Origin of the sequence: Shewanella sp. Scap07 (genome assembly GCF_013394145.1) — a bacterium.
Taxonomy (GTDB): domain Bacteria; phylum Pseudomonadota; class Gammaproteobacteria; order Enterobacterales; family Shewanellaceae; genus Shewanella; species Shewanella waksmanii.
Map to the genome: position 1 here is coordinate 143,368 of NZ_CP041329.1, position 19,322 is coordinate 162,689.

At 46.9% G+C, this 19,322-nt stretch carries 19 protein-coding genes; 14 read left to right on the forward strand and 5 right to left on the reverse strand.

Annotated features, from left to right (window positions below; all coding sequences use genetic code 11):
- Positions 1-3: 3 nt before the first annotated feature.
- From folM to folX, 3 genes are all read right to left on the reverse strand, one after another.
- Positions 4-711, reverse strand: coding sequence for a dihydromonapterin reductase (gene folM, locus FLM48_RS00730; protein WP_179022865.1), 708 nt, complete (start codon positions 709-711; stop codon positions 4-6).
- Between the two features lie 78 nt (positions 712-789).
- Positions 790-1,425, reverse strand: a complete 636-nt coding sequence (folE, locus tag FLM48_RS00735) for a GTP cyclohydrolase I FolE (protein ID WP_211237692.1) — start codon at positions 1,423-1,425, stop codon at positions 790-792.
- 27 nt (positions 1,426-1,452) lie between these two features.
- Positions 1,453-1,821: a dihydroneopterin triphosphate 2'-epimerase gene (gene folX, locus FLM48_RS00740; RefSeq protein WP_028772813.1), complete on the reverse strand. Its 369-nt coding sequence runs from the start codon at positions 1,819-1,821 to the stop codon at positions 1,453-1,455.
- A gap of 116 nt (positions 1,822-1,937) precedes the next feature.
- Between folX and FLM48_RS00745 the strand changes: the two genes are divergently transcribed.
- Together FLM48_RS00745 and FLM48_RS00750 are read left to right on the forward strand one after the other, a co-directional pair.
- The gene (locus FLM48_RS00745; RefSeq protein WP_218645322.1) at positions 1,938-2,387 is read left to right on the forward strand and encodes a GNAT family N-acetyltransferase; all 450 of its coding nucleotides are present in this window, start codon (positions 1,938-1,940) and stop codon (positions 2,385-2,387) included.
- Positions 2,388-2,394: 7 nt separating this feature from the next.
- On the forward strand, positions 2,395-2,889 hold the full coding sequence (locus FLM48_RS00750; RefSeq protein ID WP_179022867.1) for a GNAT family N-acetyltransferase: 495 nt from the start codon (positions 2,395-2,397) through the stop codon (positions 2,887-2,889).
- Positions 2,890-2,914: 25 nt separating this feature from the next.
- Here FLM48_RS00750 and FLM48_RS00755 read toward each other — a convergent pair whose 3' ends face one another.
- Both FLM48_RS00755 and FLM48_RS00760 read right to left on the reverse strand, forming a co-directional pair.
- Positions 2,915-3,820: a helix-turn-helix transcriptional regulator gene (locus tag FLM48_RS00755; RefSeq protein ID WP_028772816.1), complete on the reverse strand. Its 906-nt coding sequence runs from the start codon at positions 3,818-3,820 to the stop codon at positions 2,915-2,917.
- A gap of 39 nt (positions 3,821-3,859) precedes the next feature.
- Positions 3,860-4,699: a formate dehydrogenase accessory sulfurtransferase FdhD gene (locus FLM48_RS00760; RefSeq protein WP_372847440.1), complete on the reverse strand. Its 840-nt coding sequence runs from the start codon at positions 4,697-4,699 to the stop codon at positions 3,860-3,862.
- A gap of 305 nt (positions 4,700-5,004) precedes the next feature.
- Here FLM48_RS00760 and FLM48_RS00765 point away from each other — a divergent pair, with 305 nt between their 5' ends.
- The 12 genes from FLM48_RS00765 to FLM48_RS00820 all read left to right on the forward strand — a co-directional run bounded on the left by FLM48_RS00765 (position 5,005) and on the right by FLM48_RS00820 (position 19,063).
- On the forward strand, positions 5,005-5,472 hold the full coding sequence (locus tag FLM48_RS00765; protein WP_028772818.1) for a DUF3305 domain-containing protein: 468 nt from the start codon (positions 5,005-5,007) through the stop codon (positions 5,470-5,472).
- Between the two features lie 2 nt (positions 5,473-5,474).
- Positions 5,475-6,074 carry a DUF3306 domain-containing protein gene (locus tag FLM48_RS00770; protein ID WP_179022871.1) on the forward strand — a complete coding sequence of 200 codons (600 nt, stop codon included), beginning with the start codon at positions 5,475-5,477 and terminating at the stop codon, positions 6,072-6,074.
- A 155-nt stretch (positions 6,075-6,229) separates the two neighbouring features.
- Complete coding sequence (locus FLM48_RS00775) at positions 6,230-7,915, forward strand: 4Fe-4S binding protein (protein ID WP_051484525.1); 1,686 nt, start codon at positions 6,230-6,232, stop codon at positions 7,913-7,915.
- 10 nt (positions 7,916-7,925) lie between these two features.
- Entirely contained in the window at positions 7,926-8,591 is a 666-nt protein-coding gene (locus FLM48_RS00780; RefSeq protein ID WP_179022872.1) for a molecular chaperone, read from the forward strand.
- A 178-nt stretch (positions 8,592-8,769) separates the two neighbouring features.
- The gene (locus FLM48_RS00785; RefSeq protein WP_028772822.1) at positions 8,770-8,967 is read left to right on the forward strand and encodes a twin-arginine translocation signal domain-containing protein; all 198 of its coding nucleotides are present in this window, start codon (positions 8,770-8,772) and stop codon (positions 8,965-8,967) included.
- A gap of 42 nt (positions 8,968-9,009) precedes the next feature.
- The gene (locus tag FLM48_RS00790; protein WP_028772823.1) at positions 9,010-11,859 is read left to right on the forward strand and encodes a formate dehydrogenase subunit alpha; all 2,850 of its coding nucleotides are present in this window, start codon (positions 9,010-9,012) and stop codon (positions 11,857-11,859) included.
- Between the two features lie 27 nt (positions 11,860-11,886).
- The gene (fdh3B, locus tag FLM48_RS00795; RefSeq protein ID WP_028772824.1) at positions 11,887-12,477 is read left to right on the forward strand and encodes a formate dehydrogenase FDH3 subunit beta; all 591 of its coding nucleotides are present in this window, start codon (positions 11,887-11,889) and stop codon (positions 12,475-12,477) included.
- 57 nt (positions 12,478-12,534) lie between these two features.
- Positions 12,535-13,548: a formate dehydrogenase subunit gamma gene (locus tag FLM48_RS00800; RefSeq protein WP_179022874.1), complete on the forward strand. Its 1,014-nt coding sequence runs from the start codon at positions 12,535-12,537 to the stop codon at positions 13,546-13,548.
- Positions 13,549-14,315: 767 nt separating this feature from the next.
- Positions 14,316-14,513, forward strand: coding sequence for a formate dehydrogenase (locus FLM48_RS00805; RefSeq protein ID WP_028772826.1), 198 nt, complete (start codon positions 14,316-14,318; stop codon positions 14,511-14,513).
- A gap of 18 nt (positions 14,514-14,531) precedes the next feature.
- On the forward strand, positions 14,532-17,399 hold the full coding sequence (locus tag FLM48_RS00810) for a formate dehydrogenase subunit alpha (RefSeq protein ID WP_028772827.1): 2,868 nt from the start codon (positions 14,532-14,534) through the stop codon (positions 17,397-17,399).
- 28 nt (positions 17,400-17,427) lie between these two features.
- Positions 17,428-17,997: a formate dehydrogenase FDH3 subunit beta gene (fdh3B, locus tag FLM48_RS00815; protein ID WP_179022876.1), complete on the forward strand. Its 570-nt coding sequence runs from the start codon at positions 17,428-17,430 to the stop codon at positions 17,995-17,997.
- A gap of 79 nt (positions 17,998-18,076) precedes the next feature.
- Positions 18,077-19,063 (forward strand): formate dehydrogenase subunit gamma, encoded by a 987-nt coding sequence (locus FLM48_RS00820; protein WP_179022878.1) that lies wholly within the window; start codon positions 18,077-18,079, stop codon positions 19,061-19,063.
- The last annotated feature ends 259 nt before the right edge of the window (positions 19,064-19,322 follow it).

Genomic DNA, 19,322 nt, shown 5'->3' on the forward strand with positions numbered 1-19,322 from the left:
GCGCTACTTAAGATGACGCCCACCATCAAGCGGTAATGACCGACCGGTAATGTAGTGACTGCATAGTAAATACTGGATGGCGTCCCACATTTCATGTTCACCGCCAACTTGTTGCATGAGCGATTTATTGCGCGCTTTTTGTTGGTATTGCTCGCTGTCTCCTTCATTGAAACAGATCAGCGCCGGTGCAATGCTATTCACTTTGACTTTGGGTGCTAATAAGCTTGCAAATGACAGGCTCATGTTCTCCATTGCGGCTTTACTTGCAGCATAAGCGATGTGTTTTTTACTCCCTTTTTCAGCAACATAATCGGTAATGTGGATAATATTACTTTGCTGCTCAGCGGCTTGAAGTAACGGTGCGACGGCCAAATTGATCTGATAAGGGGCACTCACATGCACCTGCATCATAGTGGCCATAATGTCGCTGCTAGCCAGGTCTGCGTTGTCAGGCAACCATAGAGAAGCGTTATGAATAACGCAATCTAGCTGTGGGTAGGCAGCCAAAACTTTTTCAATGAAGTGCTGAATTTGTAGATTGTCGGTAAAGTCACAACAATATAAGTCTGCGCCAGATTCAGCTAAGGCGTCAATGCTAGGGTAATGGCTCCGATACGTGCCAATGACTTGCCAGCCTTGCTGAATAAATGCATTGGCGAGGTAGAGGCCAATGCGTTTGCCCACACCGGTGATGAGAACCGTTTTTGTCATCAAAACTCCATCGATTAAAGGTTGTTGCATGTTATGACTGAGCCTTATGTTAGCGAAAAATAGCGCAGGCCAACATGCCTAGGCTAAAAACTCCGCTCGCGTGTCGGGATTAGTTTTAAAACTCCCGCCGAGTGCGGTGGTTTGTGTGGCCGACTGGCTGTCCATTATCCCACGTGATTTGACACAATAATGAGTGGCTGTAATGGTTACCGCGACATCTTGAGTGTCCAGTAAGGTTTGCAGCGCCAACAGAATTTGCTGGGTTAAACGCTCTTGCACTTGGGGACGTTGGGCAAAAAAGCGCACAATGCGGTTGATTTTAGAGAGTCCCAAAATCGATTTGTGGGGAATATAGGCCACTTTCGCGAGACCATCAATGGTTATAAAGTGATGCTCGCAAGTACTGGTGAGGCTGATGTCACTGACCTTGACCATTTCATCGAGGCCCATTTTATTGTCAATTTGGGCAATACTGGGAAAGTTGTCGTAGTCTAGACCTGAAAATATCTCGTTAACGTACATTTTGGCGATGCGGTGCGGGGTTTCGCATAGACTGTCGTCGTTCAAATCTAGTCCCAAAGTGGCGACGACATCGGTCATTAGGTGTTTGATCTTCTGATATTTTTGTTCGCTATTGAGCTCACTAGGCTGAAGTGGCGTTTCTAGGCCTTGGGCAATAAGTGCTTGTCTAACTTGCTCGGCAACTGGCGACATAATGGACTCCAAATATAGTGAAAATGGTTATTGGCGCTCGGCTAAATGACTTTCAAGGGTGAGGGAGACTGAGTCGGCAAACCGTAGCGCGTGGGGCTTATCTACTTTAACTTGGCAATAGCGCACCCACGGATGCTCACAGCCAATGGCCAGAATGTCTGAGACCAACTTTTCCAATAGTAGAAACCGCCCCTCTTCAACGTGTTGAATCACCTTCTTGGTGACGGTCTTATAGTTAAGCGCGTTCGCCACATCGTCAGTTTGGGCTGACAGTGAGGCTGGATAATGAATCTCTATGTTGATCACCACATCTTGTTGTTTTTCACGTTCTTCGGGATTAAAGCCGATAAAGGTGCGCAACCTTAAATTGGTGACATTGATTTTTGCATTACTGATGCTCATAGTAGTTCCTTCTCATTTTCAATCTGATACGTTGAAAATATGAATAAGGATCAGTTTGTTTTCTTGGATAGCCATGTCGCCAAAGAAGGCATTACGCTGGAGTAATCTGGATGATTAGAGTTGCCACAGGCCAAGACTTAGCCGCCGTCTTGGCGTTGTATCATGAGCTGCGTCCGCAGGACCCGCTGTTGACCGAATCGCAGGCAGAGCAAACTTGGCAGCAGATGTGCGCAGACCCTCACTGTCATGTTGTCGTTGCCGAAGTAGAGGGCCAATTGGCGGCCAGCTGCGCGCTGACACTCAACATTGGCCTTACCAACGGCGCACGCCCGTTTGGGATGATTGAGCACGTAATCACTGCTAGCGCGTTTCGTCGTCGCGGTCTGAGCCAACAAGTATTGGGTTTTGCGATTGAGTTCGCATGGCAATTGAACTGCTATAAGGTGATGTTGTTATCTGGTGAGCAGTTGCACGGTGCCCACCGTTTATATGAGTCGGTCGGCATGCAAAGCGGCATAGAACGTGGGTTTGTTATTAAACCTCCACTTTCTCAAACATAGGGTGACCATGAAGTACGATTATACGACCTCACGTTTACAGGTGCGCCATTTGGCTCAAGTCGAGGTTTGCGCCAATTTGCTTGATGATATTGTGGCAACATTGACACCTGAAGTTGTTAGGGACTTACCTAATGCCTTTAAGGGGATTCGTGACCGAAAAGCTGCGCAGCAGTGGCTAGAGAAAATCAACCAAGATGGTGAACTGCTCTTGGTTTATAGCCGAGCGACTCAGCGATTGGTTGGTATGGTATTTCTTTATATACAGCCAACTTACGCGCACATAGGCTATTTACTGGCTCAGACTTGTTGGCGCCAAGGCTTGGCCACTGAATTACTGCTAGGCTTGATTGACCTATGTCAGTGCGAAAGCCCTTGGTATCGGCTCGTAGCTGGGGTCAGCGCAGATAATCTGGCATCAATTAACTTATTGGAAAAATTAGGCTTTGTATTGGATAACACTCAAGCTGACGGAAGTTTGCACTACCAGCTCAGCCTGAGTTGATCCACACGGCGTTGGTCGAACTCGGTTATGAAGGGGTCCAGATTAACTTGCCGCAGTCGGTTAAGTCATATCCGCCGAGTGTCGCCGCCAGTTGTTTAGTTTGGGTGCTAGACAGTAGGTCGAACAACGCTTGTAGTTGGCGTCTAAAATAGATGCCTTGTGGCATAACAAAATCAAATGATTCAGTAATTAACGGCACAAAGCTCAATCCGCTTTCCATGGCGACAGACTGACAACCAAAACCAATGTCTGCTTCGTTGCGAGTAATAAATCCTGCCAGCTCCCGTTCACTATGGGCAGTGACCGAAAAGCTCAAATGGCTTACCGCCGCCCCTTGTTTCATCAGCCAATGTTCCAAATGCTGTTGACTGCCTGCACCGTCTTGGCGGCCAACCCAGCGCCAGGGCATACTGACAATTTTATCTTCTTCTTGGCAGCGTTGATGCATGTCGGCACGCATCATTAAGCCTTGTTTGCGGGTGTAACCGTGTACCATCACCCATTGTTGATGATTGGCGTAACCTTTAAGCAATGCGGGGTGTCTGACGTTGCTTTCTTCAACACTGCCCCAGTGCAAGGTACACACATCAGCGTAGCCGCGCGACAATAAGTCCAGTCCCATTCGCGAGCCTGTGGCACTGTAACTGACTAAGTCACTTTTACCGATACGGCACATTAATCGGGCGACCAACATAGACAGCAAAGGATCGTCACTGCCGGTGATATGCATACGATCGGACAACATGCCGCTGTGGCAAGAATCCATCACCCAGCGATCAATTAAAATCTTGGGAAATAACCATTTACCTGTAACTTTAGTGGCAGGAAGAATGCGGTCATTAGCCATGGCATAGACTTTTTTCTCATTGAGATCTAAGTACTCAGCAACTTGTTTAGCGCTCATGTAGATTAGTTCACTGGGCTCTGTCATCGCTTGTCCTTACCGGCAAAAATAGTGGCTATTGGCATGTTACTTGGCGGCGCGCTTTGGCGGCATATCATCAAACTCTATATTCTCGGCGCCGTTGTACACCAGAAAGTGGCGACCCTTAGCGCGGGCTATCATGGTAATCCCTAGCTTTTGTGCTAGCTCTAAGCCCATCTGAGTTGCGCCACTGCGAGATAGCAGCACGGGAATCCCCATTTTGGCCACTTTAATTACCATCTCTGAGGTGAGGCGACCTGTGGTGTAAAACAATTTATCGTAACCCACTTCTTGGTTAAGCCACATCTCACCTGCCAAAGTATCTACGGCATTATGGCGGCCCACATCTTCGACAAAACCGGTGATCTGATCTTCCTTACACAGGCCGCAACCATGCACTGCGCCGGCATTTTTATAGGTTTCATTATATTCGTTGATATTCTTCAACAAACGATAAATCATGCTTTGCTTTAGCTGCGGTTGTGGCAGATTAATCTCATCGAGCCCATCCATAAAGCCACCATAAACTGTGCCTTGACCGCAACCCGTGGTGACGGTTTTCTCGGACAGCTTTTCGTCTAGATCTGCGGTGCTCTCTTTGGTTAATACTGCGGCGGAGTTGACATCCCAATCAATAATCACAGATTCCAGCTGTTTGACGTCTGAAATAAATCCCTGATTTTTAAGGTACCCCAATGCTAAAGACTCAGCCCGAGCACCCAAAGTCATCAAGGTCACTATGGGTTGCCAGTTGAGGTAAACCGTCAGTGGCCGTTCACAAGCAATGTATTTATCAACAGCTTCACCTTGCTCATTAATGGCCTTTACGGCAATGGTCAAGGGTACCTCAACATCGGTTTTTAATAAGGTTGGATTACGTTTCATTGGGCTCATATTTGATTTCTAGTCACTGAAGGCTGGCTCAAGCATAGCAATATTCATTCCTTATGCAGCGATTCTTAATTAAATGCGTGATCTGGTCGATTATTGTGGCAGCGAGCGCCCTTTATTGTCCCGATCAGACTGGCGGCTTGGACAAATTGTCCTACGCTTATTGTGGAAATGATGATCTAGTTCAAACTATTGCCGTTATTTAACTGGCATCAATATTGCAGCTGTATAGACATCGCTGAGCGGAAAATCGCTGACTCCCCGTTAGAGTCGGCTTTCCATAGCAAGACGGAGACGGAATGCAGCATACCGAAAGTCAATGGCCCATGTACGTATCTTTGAAAAAAACAGAGAAACTTGTGGGTCGCTGGACATCAGTCCAATGGGAAATCGATCAGATTTTACCCGCCACCCATGAAGCCCCAGAAGGCGCCAAGCTGGTGATGCTTGAATTGTATCGAGATGAACGAGCCAGTTACCGCCTCAACCTAGACATGGATAACACCATGCTCTACATCGTTTGTGACGAATTAGAAGATGGTACTTGGGTACCAGCAGCTATTTCGGCTGACCAAAATGTCGCAGCAGGCTGTTTAGAGGGCGACACACCGGTACTTAATATGCAAATGCCAAGTGCCATTGCCTGCTGGATCGAAGCGTTCATTACCCGCCACGGCGAAGTCGAAATCAGTGCCCATCGCCGCAAGCATGTTAATCGCCGTAAAGGTGAAGGCCCAAGTCAAAGTAACAGTCATGGGCGAGGCTAATTATGAGTGAACAATCGAGTGGTTTGTTATCACGTTGGAACCTTCGTCGTCAGAAAGTCGAAGAAGAGAAGCTAGCAGAAGAAACTGAAGCAGCTAATCAAGCGGCAGCGGAGTCCCTAGAGACCCAAGCACAAGCATCTGAGCTCGACGCCGGTGAACAGAGCGAAGAAGCCAAAGTTGTTAGCGCTGAAGAGCTGCCAGATCCTGAGCAAATTGAAGTGGGTGGCAGCTTTGCGAGTTTTATGGCTGAAAATGTCGACCCAGCGGCCAAAGCTGCTGCGCTGCGTGCGCTATGGAAACAGCCGCATTACAACGAAATTGATGGTTTGCTTGAGTACGCATTAGATTACAGCAACCAACCAAAGTTGAGTGCTGATGTGTCACAGGAGCTCACCAAAAAGATTTTCCGTCACGTCACTAAAGACGAAGAAGAAACCCCAGAGTCAGCAGAAGAGATGACTGCTGATATTACCTCTGAAGCCGATGCTGAAGAGGCGAAAATCGCCGATACCGCTAGCGCGGACATTTTGGACGAAGTTAATGAGCAAGTGTCCCAAAATGAACCAGAAGTGGACGGTGGAACAAAGGGAACTGTTGCTTAAGGTAAGTTTGGAGAGTTATTAAACCCATAAATTTGGTACGTGAATTGCTGTAGTAATAAGTATAAATAGGTGAAGCTGGCGCATTTAAGCGCAGCCATTAGAGCAAATCAGCCACCTAGCCGACAGCAGCGGCCAAAACTGTTCAGGAACGCAATGTGAGCATACATTTAAATAGTAGTGAATCAGCTGACTTAAAGCAGGTCCGTCAGCAAGTATTGGGGCAAACCCAGATTCTACAGAATCTGATCCCACCCACAGTGAGTTATACCACTGAAGGGAATGTGTTGGTGATCGGGCCTGAAGATTTAGCCCGTTTAGCGGCTGACCGTCTGACCAACATGGGTCAGGTGGCAATCCTTGCCAACGAATCAATTACCAGCCAAGACGAAGCGCACCTAGAAAAGGTGATGCAGTCGGCTGAGCACATCGAAAGTTACTACAACAAATTAATTGAAATTAAAGGCTTCTTGGGTCAGTTCCAAGTTAAAGTTGAGCCGGAGTCGGCCACTGAAACTAGCGCTATCGACTTAAGCCTAGCGGCAATTCGTAAAGCCCATTTTGACCTGATTCTTGACCTGAGCATGGCGCCATCTATCAACTTAGAAATGCTGCCACCAGGTTACTTCTATGTGGGTCAAGACCAAGCCAAACTTGATGAAGCTATCGAACAGCTGCCTAGCATGATAGGTGAGTTTGATAAGCCTCGTTACGTTAAGGTCAATAGCGAAATTTGTGCCCATCACCGTAATGGACTTGATGGCTGTAATCGTTGCTTGAACTTCTGTCCTGCTGATGCGATTCAAAGCATCGACAAGATGATTGAGATAGACCCTTATCTTTGCCATGGCGCAGGCAGCTGTACTAACGCTTGCCCAACCGGCGCAATCGCATACGATTTACCTACACCACAAGCGCTGCATTCATATTTACATAAGTTGGTTGGCCGCTTCCGCGAGCAAGCGCAAACTGCCCCTGTGATTCTATTTCATGATGCAGCCAATGGCGCGGCGTTAATTAGCGAAGATTTACCCGGTGCCATTATCCCTGTTGAGCTGGAAGAAATTACCGTGGCCAGTATGGACCACTGGATGTCAGCACTAGCATGGGGTGCCCGCCAAATTATCGTGCTTAATACCGATGCCACGGCACCAACGCTCACGCAAATGTTGAACGGCGAGCAAAAGTTAGCTAACGATATTTTGGATGAGATGGGTCAACCACAACGCATTAGCGTGGTTAACCAAGCTGATATGGGTGAATTGACAAGCCTGATTGCGACCAGTGCTAACTGGCCAGTGATTGTGCCAGGTGAATTTGCGCCAACGACCAAGCGTGACACTTTGTACGCTGCTGTTGACCATCTCAATGAGCAAGCAGCATCAATCGATAGCTGCCTAAGTAAGAGCAATATTCCATTTGGTAAGGTCAGTGTAAACACTGAAAACTGTACCTTGTGTTTATCGTGCGTGTCGACTTGTCCAACACAAGCGTTGACCGATGGCGGTGACTTACCTGCACTGAACTTTGTTGAACAAGATTGTGTTCAGTGTGGTTTGTGTGAATCAGCGTGTCCTGAAAAAGTGATTAGCCTGACACCACAAATCAACTTTGATAAAGCGGCGCGTCAACAGCGTCAAACGTTGAAAGAGGAAGCCCCATTCGAATGTATTCGTTGTGGCACCGCTTTCGCAACCCAATCCATGGTGCAACGGATGCTGGATGTAGTCGGTGGCCATAGTGCATTTAGTGCCAACACTGAGCGCTTAAAAATGTGCGGCGACTGCCGGGTTAAAGATATGTTTGAAGACATCCTTCAAGATCCTGAAAAGCAACTGCGATAAGAGTTTAACTATGACCGAACAAGTAAGAGAAGTATCAGAAAACGATCAGTTAAGAGCCGATATTTATCATTTATTAGCGGCACTTTTACGCAGTCAGCCAAGCGCTGAGCTATTGGAGTTTTTGCAGAACTTGGAAGTCGACGCTAATGATGACAGCGAGATGACCAAAGCTTGGTTAGCGCTGAAATTAGCGGCTGGCCAGTTCAGCAGTGACCAACTTGAAGATGAGTATTTCAACATCTTCTTGGGGGTAGGCAGTGGTGAAATCTTACCTTATGGCAGCTGGTTTATGACGGGCTCATTAATGGATAAGCCGCTAGCACTGTTACGTCAAGACTTGATGCAGCTTGGTTTTGAGCGCGAAGAAGAAGTGAAAGAGCCAGAAGATCACGTCGCTGCTTTGTGTGAAGTGATGGGCATACTCATTCTTGAGGCACCAGGCTATCGTCAACTTGCCTTCTATCAGCGTCACATTGGTAGCTGGATTGAACGTTTCTGCGACACATTAGCAGCAACACCTAGTGCCGCTTTCTATGCCACTGTGGCACAGCTAGCTAAAGCGTTCTTTGCCATTGAAGCCAACGAATTTGAGCAATTGAGCTTAGACATTCCTGTTAACTGCCCAGGCAGTGAAGCAGAAAAAATCACCCCAACGACCAGTGAACTCGCTTCATAGGACTTGGGTAGATATGACGTCACTTTAGAATTTTGTCGTTGAAGTGACGAGCAAGAAATGAGGGGCAACCCTTGCAAGAGTCGGGTGGTACTTATGTTGTTACGTACGAGATGTGAGAGTCAACGGTACGTAGCGGCATAAGTCACACCTTAAGTAATAAAAACAATTAGGAGACACTATGAAGAAGCAAGCTTCTGACATGGGCCGCCGTCAACTGCTAAAAGCGTTGGCATTGGGTAGTGCTGCTGGTGCTGTTGCGACAGTAAGTGGTCAAGCCGTTGCGGCTGCGCCATCTGTTGAGCCTACAGCAAAAGGCGATGGCTACCGCGAAACAGATCATGTTCGTAGTTATTACGATTCTTTACGTAGCAAGTAATCAACCACTTAATACTTAAAGAATAATTAAAGGAGATGTGTGATGCGATTAACCCGCAAAACAGACCAGGCAACGGTAACAAATAAGCCTGCCCTAGGTCTAAACCGTCGTCAATTCCTACAGTCTGCAGGTCTTGCAACTGGTGGTATTGCTGCGGCTTCTATGCTTGGCGCAGGAATGATGCGTAAAGCGGAAGCAAAAGATGTAGCTTATGATGCACCAACTGAAGTAAAGCGTACTATTTGTTCTCACTGTTCAGTGGGCTGTGGTATTTACGCTGAAGTACAAAATGGCGTGTGGACTGGTCAAGAGCCAGCATTCGATCACCCATTCAATGCTGGTGGTCACTGTGCAAAAGGTGCTGCATTGCGTGAGCACGGTCATGGTGAGAAGCGTCTTAAGTACCCAATGAAGCTGGAAGGCGGCAAGTGGAAGAAATTATCTTGGGATCAAGCGATTGAAGAAGTGGGTGCTAAAGCACTGCAAATTCGTCAAGAGTCTGGCCCAGATTCAGTATTCTTCATGGGTAGTGCGAAATTCTCGAACGAACAAGCTTACATGTACAGAAAGTTCGCTGCTATGTGGGGCACAAACAATGTCGACCACTCTGCACGTATCTGTCACTCTACCACGGTAGCCGGTGTTGCAAACACTTGGGGCTACGGTGCGCAAACCAACTCGTTCAACGATATTCGTAAAGCAAAAGCCATGATGTTCATTGGGTCAAACCCAACTGAAGCGCATCCTGTGTCAATGCAACATATCCTAGAAGGTAAAGAGCGCGGCGCGAAAATCATCGTTGTCGACCCTCGTTTCACCCGAACTGCAGCTAAGTCTGATGAGTTCGTGCATATTCGTCCGGGTACGGACATCCCATTCATCTACGGTTTGCTTTGGCATATCTTTGAAAATGGTTGGGAAGACAAAGACTTTATCAACCAACGTGTATACGGCATGGAGCGTATTCGCGAAGCTGTGGCTAAGTGGACACCTGCTGAAGTTGAAAACGTCGCTGGTGTACCAGAAACACAAATGCGCCGCGTCGCTAAAATGCTTGCTGAAACTAAGCCTGGCACCATCGTTTGGTGTATGGGTGGTACTCAGCACCACGTAGGTAATGCTAACACGCGTTCATACTGTATCTTACAGCTTGCCCTAGGTAACATGGGTGTAGAAGGCGGCGGAACTAACATTTTCCGTGGTCACGATAACGTACAGGGTGCAACTGACTTTGGTCTATTGTTTGATACGCTACCTGGCTACTACGGTCTGAAAACAGGCTCTTGGAAGCACTGGTGTAACGTATGGGATTTAGACTACGAGTGGGTTAAAGGTCGTTTCGACCAAGACCAATACCTTGGCCAAGATCCAATGACATCGACTGGTATCCCATGTTCACGTTGGCATGATGGTGTATTGGAAGACAAATCTAAGATTGCTCAGAAAGATAACATCCGTATGTCATTCTTCTGGGGTCAGTCAGTTAACACCGAAACCCGTGGTCGTGAAGTGCGTGAAGCATTGAACAAGATGGACACCGTGGTCGTTGTTGACCCATTCCCAACAATGGCTGGTGTCATGCACGAACGTACTGACGGCGTGTATTTGCTACCTGCTGCGACCCAGTTTGAAACTTACGGTTCAGTGTCTGCATCAAACCGTTCGCTACAGTGGCGTACTCAGGTTATCGAGCCACTATTCGAAGCTAAGCCTGACCATGTCATCATGTACAAGCTAGCGAAGAAATGGGGCATCGAAAAAGAATTCTGTAAGCATATTAAGGTTAATGGCGATGAGCCGTTGATTGAAGATATCACCCGTGAATTCAACAAAGGTATGTGGACTGTAGGTTATACAGGTCAAAGCCCTGAGCGTTTGAAGATGCACCAAGAAAATTGGGGCACATTCGACATTAACTCGCTTGAAGCACCGGGCGGTCCAGCTCGCGGTGAAACCTATGGTCTACCTTGGCCATGTTGGGGTACACCAGAGATGAAGCACCCTGGTACACAAATTCTGTACCGCACTGGCCGTCACGTTAAAGACGGTGGTGGTAACTTCCGTGCGCGTTATGGTGTTGAACACGACGGCAACAATATTCTGGCTGAAGGTTCATTCTCTAAAGGCAGTGAAATCCAAGATGGTTATCCAGAGTTTACCGACAAGATGCTTAAGCAACTGGGTTGGTGGGATGATCTGACTGACGAAGAGAAGCAACACGCTGAAGGCAAAAACTGGAAGACCGATATTTCTGGTGGTATTCAACGTGTGGCCATTAAGCACGGTTGTATCCCATACGGTAATGCGAAAGCACGTTGTATCGTTTGGAACTTCCCAGATGATATCCCTGTGCATCGTGAGCCGCTATATACGCCACGTCGTGATTTGGTATCTAAGTATCCAACTTATGAAGACCGTATGGTTGCTCGTCTACCAACCTTGTACAAATCAATTCAGGACCAAGACTTTGCTAAGGACTTCCCATTAGCGCTGACTTCAGGTCGTTTGGTTGAGTATGAAGGTGGTGGTGAAGAAACGCGTTCTAACCCATGGCTTGCTGAACTTCAGCAAGAGATGTTTATCGAGATCAACCCTGCAGATGCAGCAGATCGCGGTATTCGTGATGGTGACGACGTATTCGTTCACAGTCCAGAAGGCTCGAAGATTACGGTGAAAGCCATGGTCACACCTCGTGTTATCGAAGGTGAGAGTTTCATGCCATACCACTTCGCGGGTGTATTCGAAGGCAAGAGCCTTGAGAAGAACTACCCAGAAGGCACAGTACCTTACGTGATTGGTGAGTCTGCCAACACCGTACTGACCTATGGTTATGATGTTGTGACACAGATGCAAGAGACTAAGTCTAGCTTGTGTCAAATCACGAAAGCCTAACTGAACTTGATGAGGAGATAAGCCATTATGGCAGTCATGAAATTTTTGTGTGACACCAAACGCTGCATCGAGTGTAACGGTTGTGTCACTGCATGTAAGAACGAAAACGATGCCGCGCTAGAGTGGGGCATTCAACGTCGCCGTGTTGTTACAATTAACGATGGTGAACCAGGTGAAGCGTCTATTTCAGTAGCATGTATGCACTGTACTGATGCGCCTTGCCAAGCAGTTTGTCCTGCAGATTGCTTCTATCGTACTGAAGACGGCATTGTGCTACATAACAAAGATACCTGTATCGGTTGTGGTTACTGCTTCTATGCTTGCCCATTTGGCGCGCCGCAGTTCCCTAAGAAAACCGCATTTGGTAGCCGTGGCAAAATGGATAAGTGTACTTTCTGTGCCGGTGGCCCAGAAGAGAACCATTCTGATGCTGAACGTCAGAAGTACGGTGCAAACCGTATTGCTGAAGGTAAGCTACCTATGTGTGCTGAGTTGTGTGCAACTAAAGCACTGCTAGCGGGTGATGCCGAGATCGTATCGACCATCTACCGTGAACGTATTGCTGCACGCGGTAACCCAGGCGCAATTTGGGGTTACACCCCACAAACTGGCGCGTAATAAGACTTGGCGGTGAGTGCGCTCACCGCCTAGTGCTTATCCGATAAGGGAGTGACTATGTTATTGAAATCACTGCGCGGCCTGTTTGCTTTACTGGTATTGCCCGTTGTCTTAACTTTAGGGTTAGGTATGGCAACCACGGTTGCTGCTGCCGATGACCAAACTAGCCAACAGATGGCAAACTCGACTTCGAGCGATGCCGATCTTTGGCGTGCGGTTAAAGGTGGAGAAAAAGGTTACAGCACAGATAAGGGCATTGATGCCAATGTACTTATCAATGTGGCAGGTAACCAAGGTAAAGATGTTCGCAACAAATACCTCACCCCAGTAATGGGCTTAGCTGTATTGGGTGTATTTGGCGCATTTTTAGTGTTCTATTTCGTCAACGGTCCATCGAAACTGAGTAAAGGTTTCTCAGGCAAGATGGTACTACGTTGGACTAAAGCTGATATTTGGCTTCACTGGGTGATGGCGCTGTCCTGTATGGGCCTGATTTTCACCGGGTTAAATATCATGCTCGGTAAACATGTACTGCAGCCTTATGTGGCAGAAGGTATATGGGCCGCACTGATTTACGGTAGTAAAGTTGTGCATGATTGGGTAGGTCCAATCTTTATCGTTTCTTGGGCTTTGTGTGTGGTGAAGTGGATGCCGCTACAAACGTTTAAGATGTACGACTTGAAGTGGTTCTTAGTGGTAGGTGGTTACATCAACTTTGGACCATTTAAAGGTAAGCACCCTGATAGTGGTTTTGCCAATGCCGGTGAGAAAATGTGGTTTTGGACACTGACTTTGTTCGGTCTGTTTATCAGTGTATCGGGTATCATGCTGGTGCTTCCAGGACTAGATTTACCGCGTGAAGCCTCTATGGCGGCGTTACTGATCCACGGTATCAGTGCCATTATCCTTATTGCATTTACGATTGTGCATATTTGGATGGCAACTGTGCTCAGTGAAGGCGGTATGGAAGCTATGGTTTCTGGTTATTGTGACGAGAACTGGGCTGTGCAACATCATAATCTTTGGTTCGATGAAATCAGAGATAATGGCACCTTACAGTACAAAGATTAATTGCGTTAACCCGCGTTAATATAAACACCTCGCAGGGCAACCTGTGAGGTGTTTTTTTATGTGTATTTTAGATGTGTCTTTCAATTTATCCGCGCTAAACCTGTTGTTATTTTGTACCAAAGGCTTAAGTCAGTATGCGAGTTTTCCCACTAGAGGTTCAGAGATTGTTTTGCCGCAGTATTGCCAGGCTTGGGGTAATGTTATTGCGGCCAATCATGCTGAACACAGTAGGTTAATTCACGCTAATGAGAATGATTGATTTTTACTGTTATAGCAGGCTTTTTACTCCCATCCGTTAGCCAGCGCTTTGGTGCTATTGAGCTAGCAATTTACTCGCCGATAGTTGGTTATTTTGGCCAATAAAATTAGTATTCAAGCAATGATAATCGCTAACAATATTTACCTTGAATTAACAAAATCAGTGCTAATTTAAGCTTATCTTAAGGAAAGTTAAGCTTATGATTTAATGTGTTTTTAATTTAAGTTTAAGGCTGTTTTAAGCTTGGTTTTTTTATATGATCTAGCTAACAAATCCTTCCAAATCCCCCTTAATTCCGAACCGGAAATTACTTTAGATCAATATTCTGTCAATTAACTCTACTTATAGTGACTTCGACATTTCAGGAAGCGGTTAATACGAAGCGTAGGTCTACGTTTTATATACATTTGCTTAACGATTGAGTGATGACAATATTGCCCTTATTTAGGCAGCTAACCGCCTCCTACAGTAACCCTGAAATGGGGTCATTTTCTCATTAGGAGTAAGAATGAAAAAGCAACAGCCAGATCTGAATCGCAGATCGCTGCTGAAGGCACTGACAATCGGCGGTTCTGCAACCGCAGCATTGGCAGTTACCGGTGTTAGCGCAACTCAATCTACTGAGTCATCGCCTGTTAAGAAAAACACCAATGGCTACCACGAAACTGCGCATATTCGCAGCTTTTATGACAGCTTGCGTAGCTAACCGAGGAGAATTACTGCGATGCAATTAACGCGCAAATCTAACGAGGCACCAACAGCGGCTAAAAAATCGCTTGGGATCAGCCGTCGTCAATTTATGAAACACGCTGGTATCACCTCTGGTGGTATTGCTGCTGTATCTTTACTGGGTACTGGCATGATGCGTAAAGCAGAAGCCAAAACCATTCCGCACGATGCTCCTACCGAAATCAAGCGTACTATCTGTAGTGCTTGTGCAGTCGGTTGTGGTCTATATGCAGAAGTACAAAATGGCGTATGGACTGGCCAAGAGCCAGCATTTGACCACCCATTTAACTCTGGTGGACACTGTGCCAAGGGCGCGAGCTTACGTTATCACACACATTCAAATAAGCGTGTGAAATATCCAATGAAGCTGGAAGGCGGAAAGTGGAAGAAGCTGTCTTGGGAACAAGCTGTTAGCGAAATTGGCGACAAGATGCTTGAGATTAACAAGACATCTGGCCCAGATTCAGTTTACTTCATGGGTAGTGCTAAGTTTTCTAACGAAGGCGCTTACATGTACCGTAAGCTTGCGGCAATGTGGGGCACGAACAACGTTGACCACTCTGCACGTATCTGTCACTCAACCACAGTAGCCGGTGTAGCGAATACTTGGGGTTATGGTGCACAAACGAACTCGTTTAACGATATTCGTAACGCAAAAAATATCTTCCTGATTGGGGCTAACCCAGCAGAGGCGCATCCAGTAGCGATGCAGCACATCATGATTGCTAAAGAGCGTGGCGCTAAGATCACTGTTGCTGATCCGCGTTTCTCTCGTACAGCTGCCCATGCAGACATTCACCTACCATTACGTCCAGGTACCGATATCCCATTAGTTTACGGTATCTTGTGGCACATTTTTGAAAATGGCTGGGAAGACAAAGACGCAATCCGTACCCGTTCTTGGGGCATGGACACGATTCGCGAAGAAGTGAAGCGTTGGACTCCTGAAGAAGTTGAACACGTTTCAGGCGTTAAGCGTGAAGACGTATACGCAGCAGCTAAGCATATGGCAGAGCACCGTCCAGGTACGGTTATCTGGTGTATGGGTGGTACTCAGCACACAGTTGGTAATGCTAACACTCGTGCATACTCAATTTTACAGCTTGCACTCGGTAACATGGGTATTCAAGGTGGCGGAACTAACATTTTCCGTGGCCACGATAACGTTCAGGGCGCCACAGATATGGGCCTATTGTTCGATAACCTACCAGGTTACTACGGCGTAGCTACAGGTGCTTGGCAGCACTGGTCTCGCGTATGGGATCTGCCGTACGAAGACGTCAAAGCACGTTTCGACCAAGCGCCATACTTAGGTCGCGATCCTATGACTACACCAGGTATGCCTTGTTCTCGTTGGCAAGACGGTGTGTTAGAAGCGAAAGACAACCTAGCGCAAAAAGACAATCTACGTTTAGCTTTCTTCTGGGGTCAGTCTATCAACACTGAAACTCGTCAGATGGAAGTACGTGATGCACTTGATAAGCTAGAAACCGTTGTTGTTGTGGATCCTTATCCAACAATGGCAGGTGTCATGCATCGCCGTAAAGACGGTGTTTACATCTTACCGGCTGCGACTCAGTTTGAGTGCGAAGGTTCGGTAAACAACTCTGGCCGTAGCGCCCAGTGGCGTCAACAGGTTGTTGAGCCGCTATTTGAATCTAAGAATGACTTAGAAATCATGTACCGCCTTGCTAAGCATGTTGGTATTGGTGAAGCCTTCACTAAAAACATCGCAGTCGATGGCAACATGCCAAACCCTGATGATGTAATGCGTGAGTACGCACGTGGTATGCGCAGTGTTGGTTACACAGGTTGGAGCCCAGAGCGTATTCGTAACCACACCATGAACTGGGGTGATTTCTCAGCTGAAACTTTGGAAGCTCCAGGCGGCGTTAACAAAGGCGAGACCTACGGTCTACCTTGGCCATGCTGGGGTACGCCAGAGCAGAAGCACCCAGGTACACAAATTCTTTACCGTACTGGTAAGAACGTAAACCAAGGTGGTGGTAACTTCCGTGCTCGCTTTGGTGTTGAGTACGAAGGTGAAAGCATTCTGGCTGACGGTTCTGCATCAGTTGATGCTGAAATCCAAGATGGTTACCCACAATTTGATGACAAGATGCTCAAGCAACTTGGCTGGTGGGACGAGCTAACTGACGAAGAGAAAGCACTGGCAGAGAACCGCACTTGGGCTACTGATTTAGGCGGCGGTATTGTTCGTGTTGCGCTAGCGCACAACATGGTGCCATACGGTAACGCTAAAGCCCGTTGTCGTGTATGGACTTTCCCTGATGAGATCCCAACTCACCGTGAGCCGCTGTATACCTCGCGTCGTGATCTTATTGCTAAGTACCCAACTCATGAAGATATGCAAGTTCATCGTCTACCGACCTTGTTCAAGACTATCCAAGATAAGGTGATTAGTGACGATCTAGATAAGAAGTATCCACTTATCGCTTCTTCTGGCCGTCTTGTTGAGTACGAAGGTGGTGGTGAAGAGTCTCGTTCTTGCCCATGGCTTGCTGAGCTACAACAAGAGATGTTTATCGAGATGCACCCTGCTGATGCAACTGACCGCGGTATTCGCAATGGCGATGACGTTTGGGTTGAAGGCGCCGAAGGTGGCCGTATCTTGATTAAAGCCATGGTGACTGAGCGTGTACTTCCAGGTCAAACTTGGATGCCATACCACTTTGCGGGTGTCATGCACGGTGAAGCACTGCAGTATCCTGAGTCTGGTGGCATTAGCACTAAGCCATACGTGGTTGGTGAATCAGCTAACACGGTAATGACTTACGGTTATGACCCAGTAACACAGATGCAGGAAACGAAAGTGACTCTGTGTCAGGTTGAGAAAGCCTAAACACAGTTTAGCGAGGAGATAAGCCACTATGGCTACAATGAAATTTTTATGTGATACCAAGCGCTGCATCGAATGTAATGGTTGTGTCACTGCATGTAAGAACGAAAACGATTCAGCTCTAGAGTGGGGCATTCAACGTCGTCGTGTTGTCACCATCAATGATGGTGTTAAAGGTGAAGCGTCTATCTCAGTAGCATGTATGCACTGTACTGACGCACCTTGTGAAGCGGTTTGCCCAGCAAACTGTTTCTACAAAACCGAAGACGGCCTAACGCTGCACAACAAAGATACTTGTATCGGTTGTGGTTACTGCCTCTATGCTTGCCCATTTGGCGCACCTCAGTTCCCTAAACAGGGTGCATTTGGTAGCCGTGGCAAGATGGACAAGTGTACTTTCTGTGCCGGTGGCCCAGAAGAAGACCATTCAGATGCAGAGCGTCAAAAGTACGGTGCTAACCGCCTAGCGGAAGGCAAGTTACCTATGTGTGCTGAACTGTGTGCAACTAAGTCACTACTTGCTGGTGACGCTGAGATTGTTTCTTCAATCTTCCGTGAGCGTGTTGCATATCGTGGTTCTAACAGTGCGATTTGGGGCTAATCATTTAGATTAGTCATCGATAGTCATTGTTTAACTCATCACAGCATGCATGGCATGCTGTGATTATTGAGGATGTAACATGAACAGATGGTTTAAACAGTTAGGCTTGGTTTTGATTGTGGCATTAACGACTGCATTTAGTGCAGTGAGTTTTGCTCAATCAGCACCAGCAGCTGAAACTGAAGGTCAGATCTGGTCACAGCTTAAAGCCGGTGCAACGGGTGAGACTACCTCTCACGGTCAGTTCCATAATCAACCGATCAACACTTATGACTTGCGTCTGCTAGATGTACGTAGTGACTGGTTGGCTCCAGGCCTGATGTTAGCGCTATTTGGGATGATCATCATCTTCGTGGTATTCATTAAGATTAATGGTATTTCGAAGTTACATGGTGGCTTCTCTGGCAAGATGGTGTATCGCTGGTCGAAGTTTGATGTGTCAATTCACTGGTTGGGTGCGATTCCTTGTTTGCTGCTGATTCTAACCGGATTGGTGTTGCTATCAGGACGCTATTTCTTCCAACCATACATTGGTGAAGGCATGTGGTCGTCGATGGTTTATGGTGCGAAACAAGTGCACGATGTCATGGCGATTCCGTTCATGATTGGTTGGGCACTGATGACCGTACTGTGGGCGAAAAACCAGTTACCTAAACTGTACGATTTAAAGTGGATGATGGTAGTCGGTGGTTACATCAACTTCGGTCCATTTAAAGGTAAGCACCCTGATGCTGGCTTTGCCAATGCGGGTGAGAAATTGTGGTTCTGGGCGTTTGCGGCATTTGGTCTAGTGATTTCAGCTTCGGGTATGCTGTTACTTTTCCCGAACTTGTTCGAACCTAGCCGTACCTTAAGCCTGATTGCACTGATACTTCACTCTGTGAGTGCAATCATCATTACCGCATTCTCTATCGTACATATCTTTATGGCGACGGTAATGTCTGAAGGTGGCATGGAGTGTATGGTTTCTGGCTACTGTGATGAAACCTGGGCGACTCAGCACCATAACCTTTGGTTTGATGAAATTAAAGAAAACGGTACCTTGAAATATAAAGACCAAGCGTAGTCGCTACGGCTTTATTTTACCGAAAATGAAAACACCCTAATGCGCTGCGTTAGGGTGTTTTTTTATAGGCTGCAATCACCTTTTTACGCTCTCAGCGCACTCCCTTCTAGATATTACGAATAATTCTCAACTGCATTAAATCACTTAATTCAACGATTTAGGCAACACAAAACTGTTACAACTTTTCTCTGAAATGAAAATTAAACCAAGGTGAAGTTTTTGACCTTTTACTTTAAGAAACATGACTTGGTTAACAATT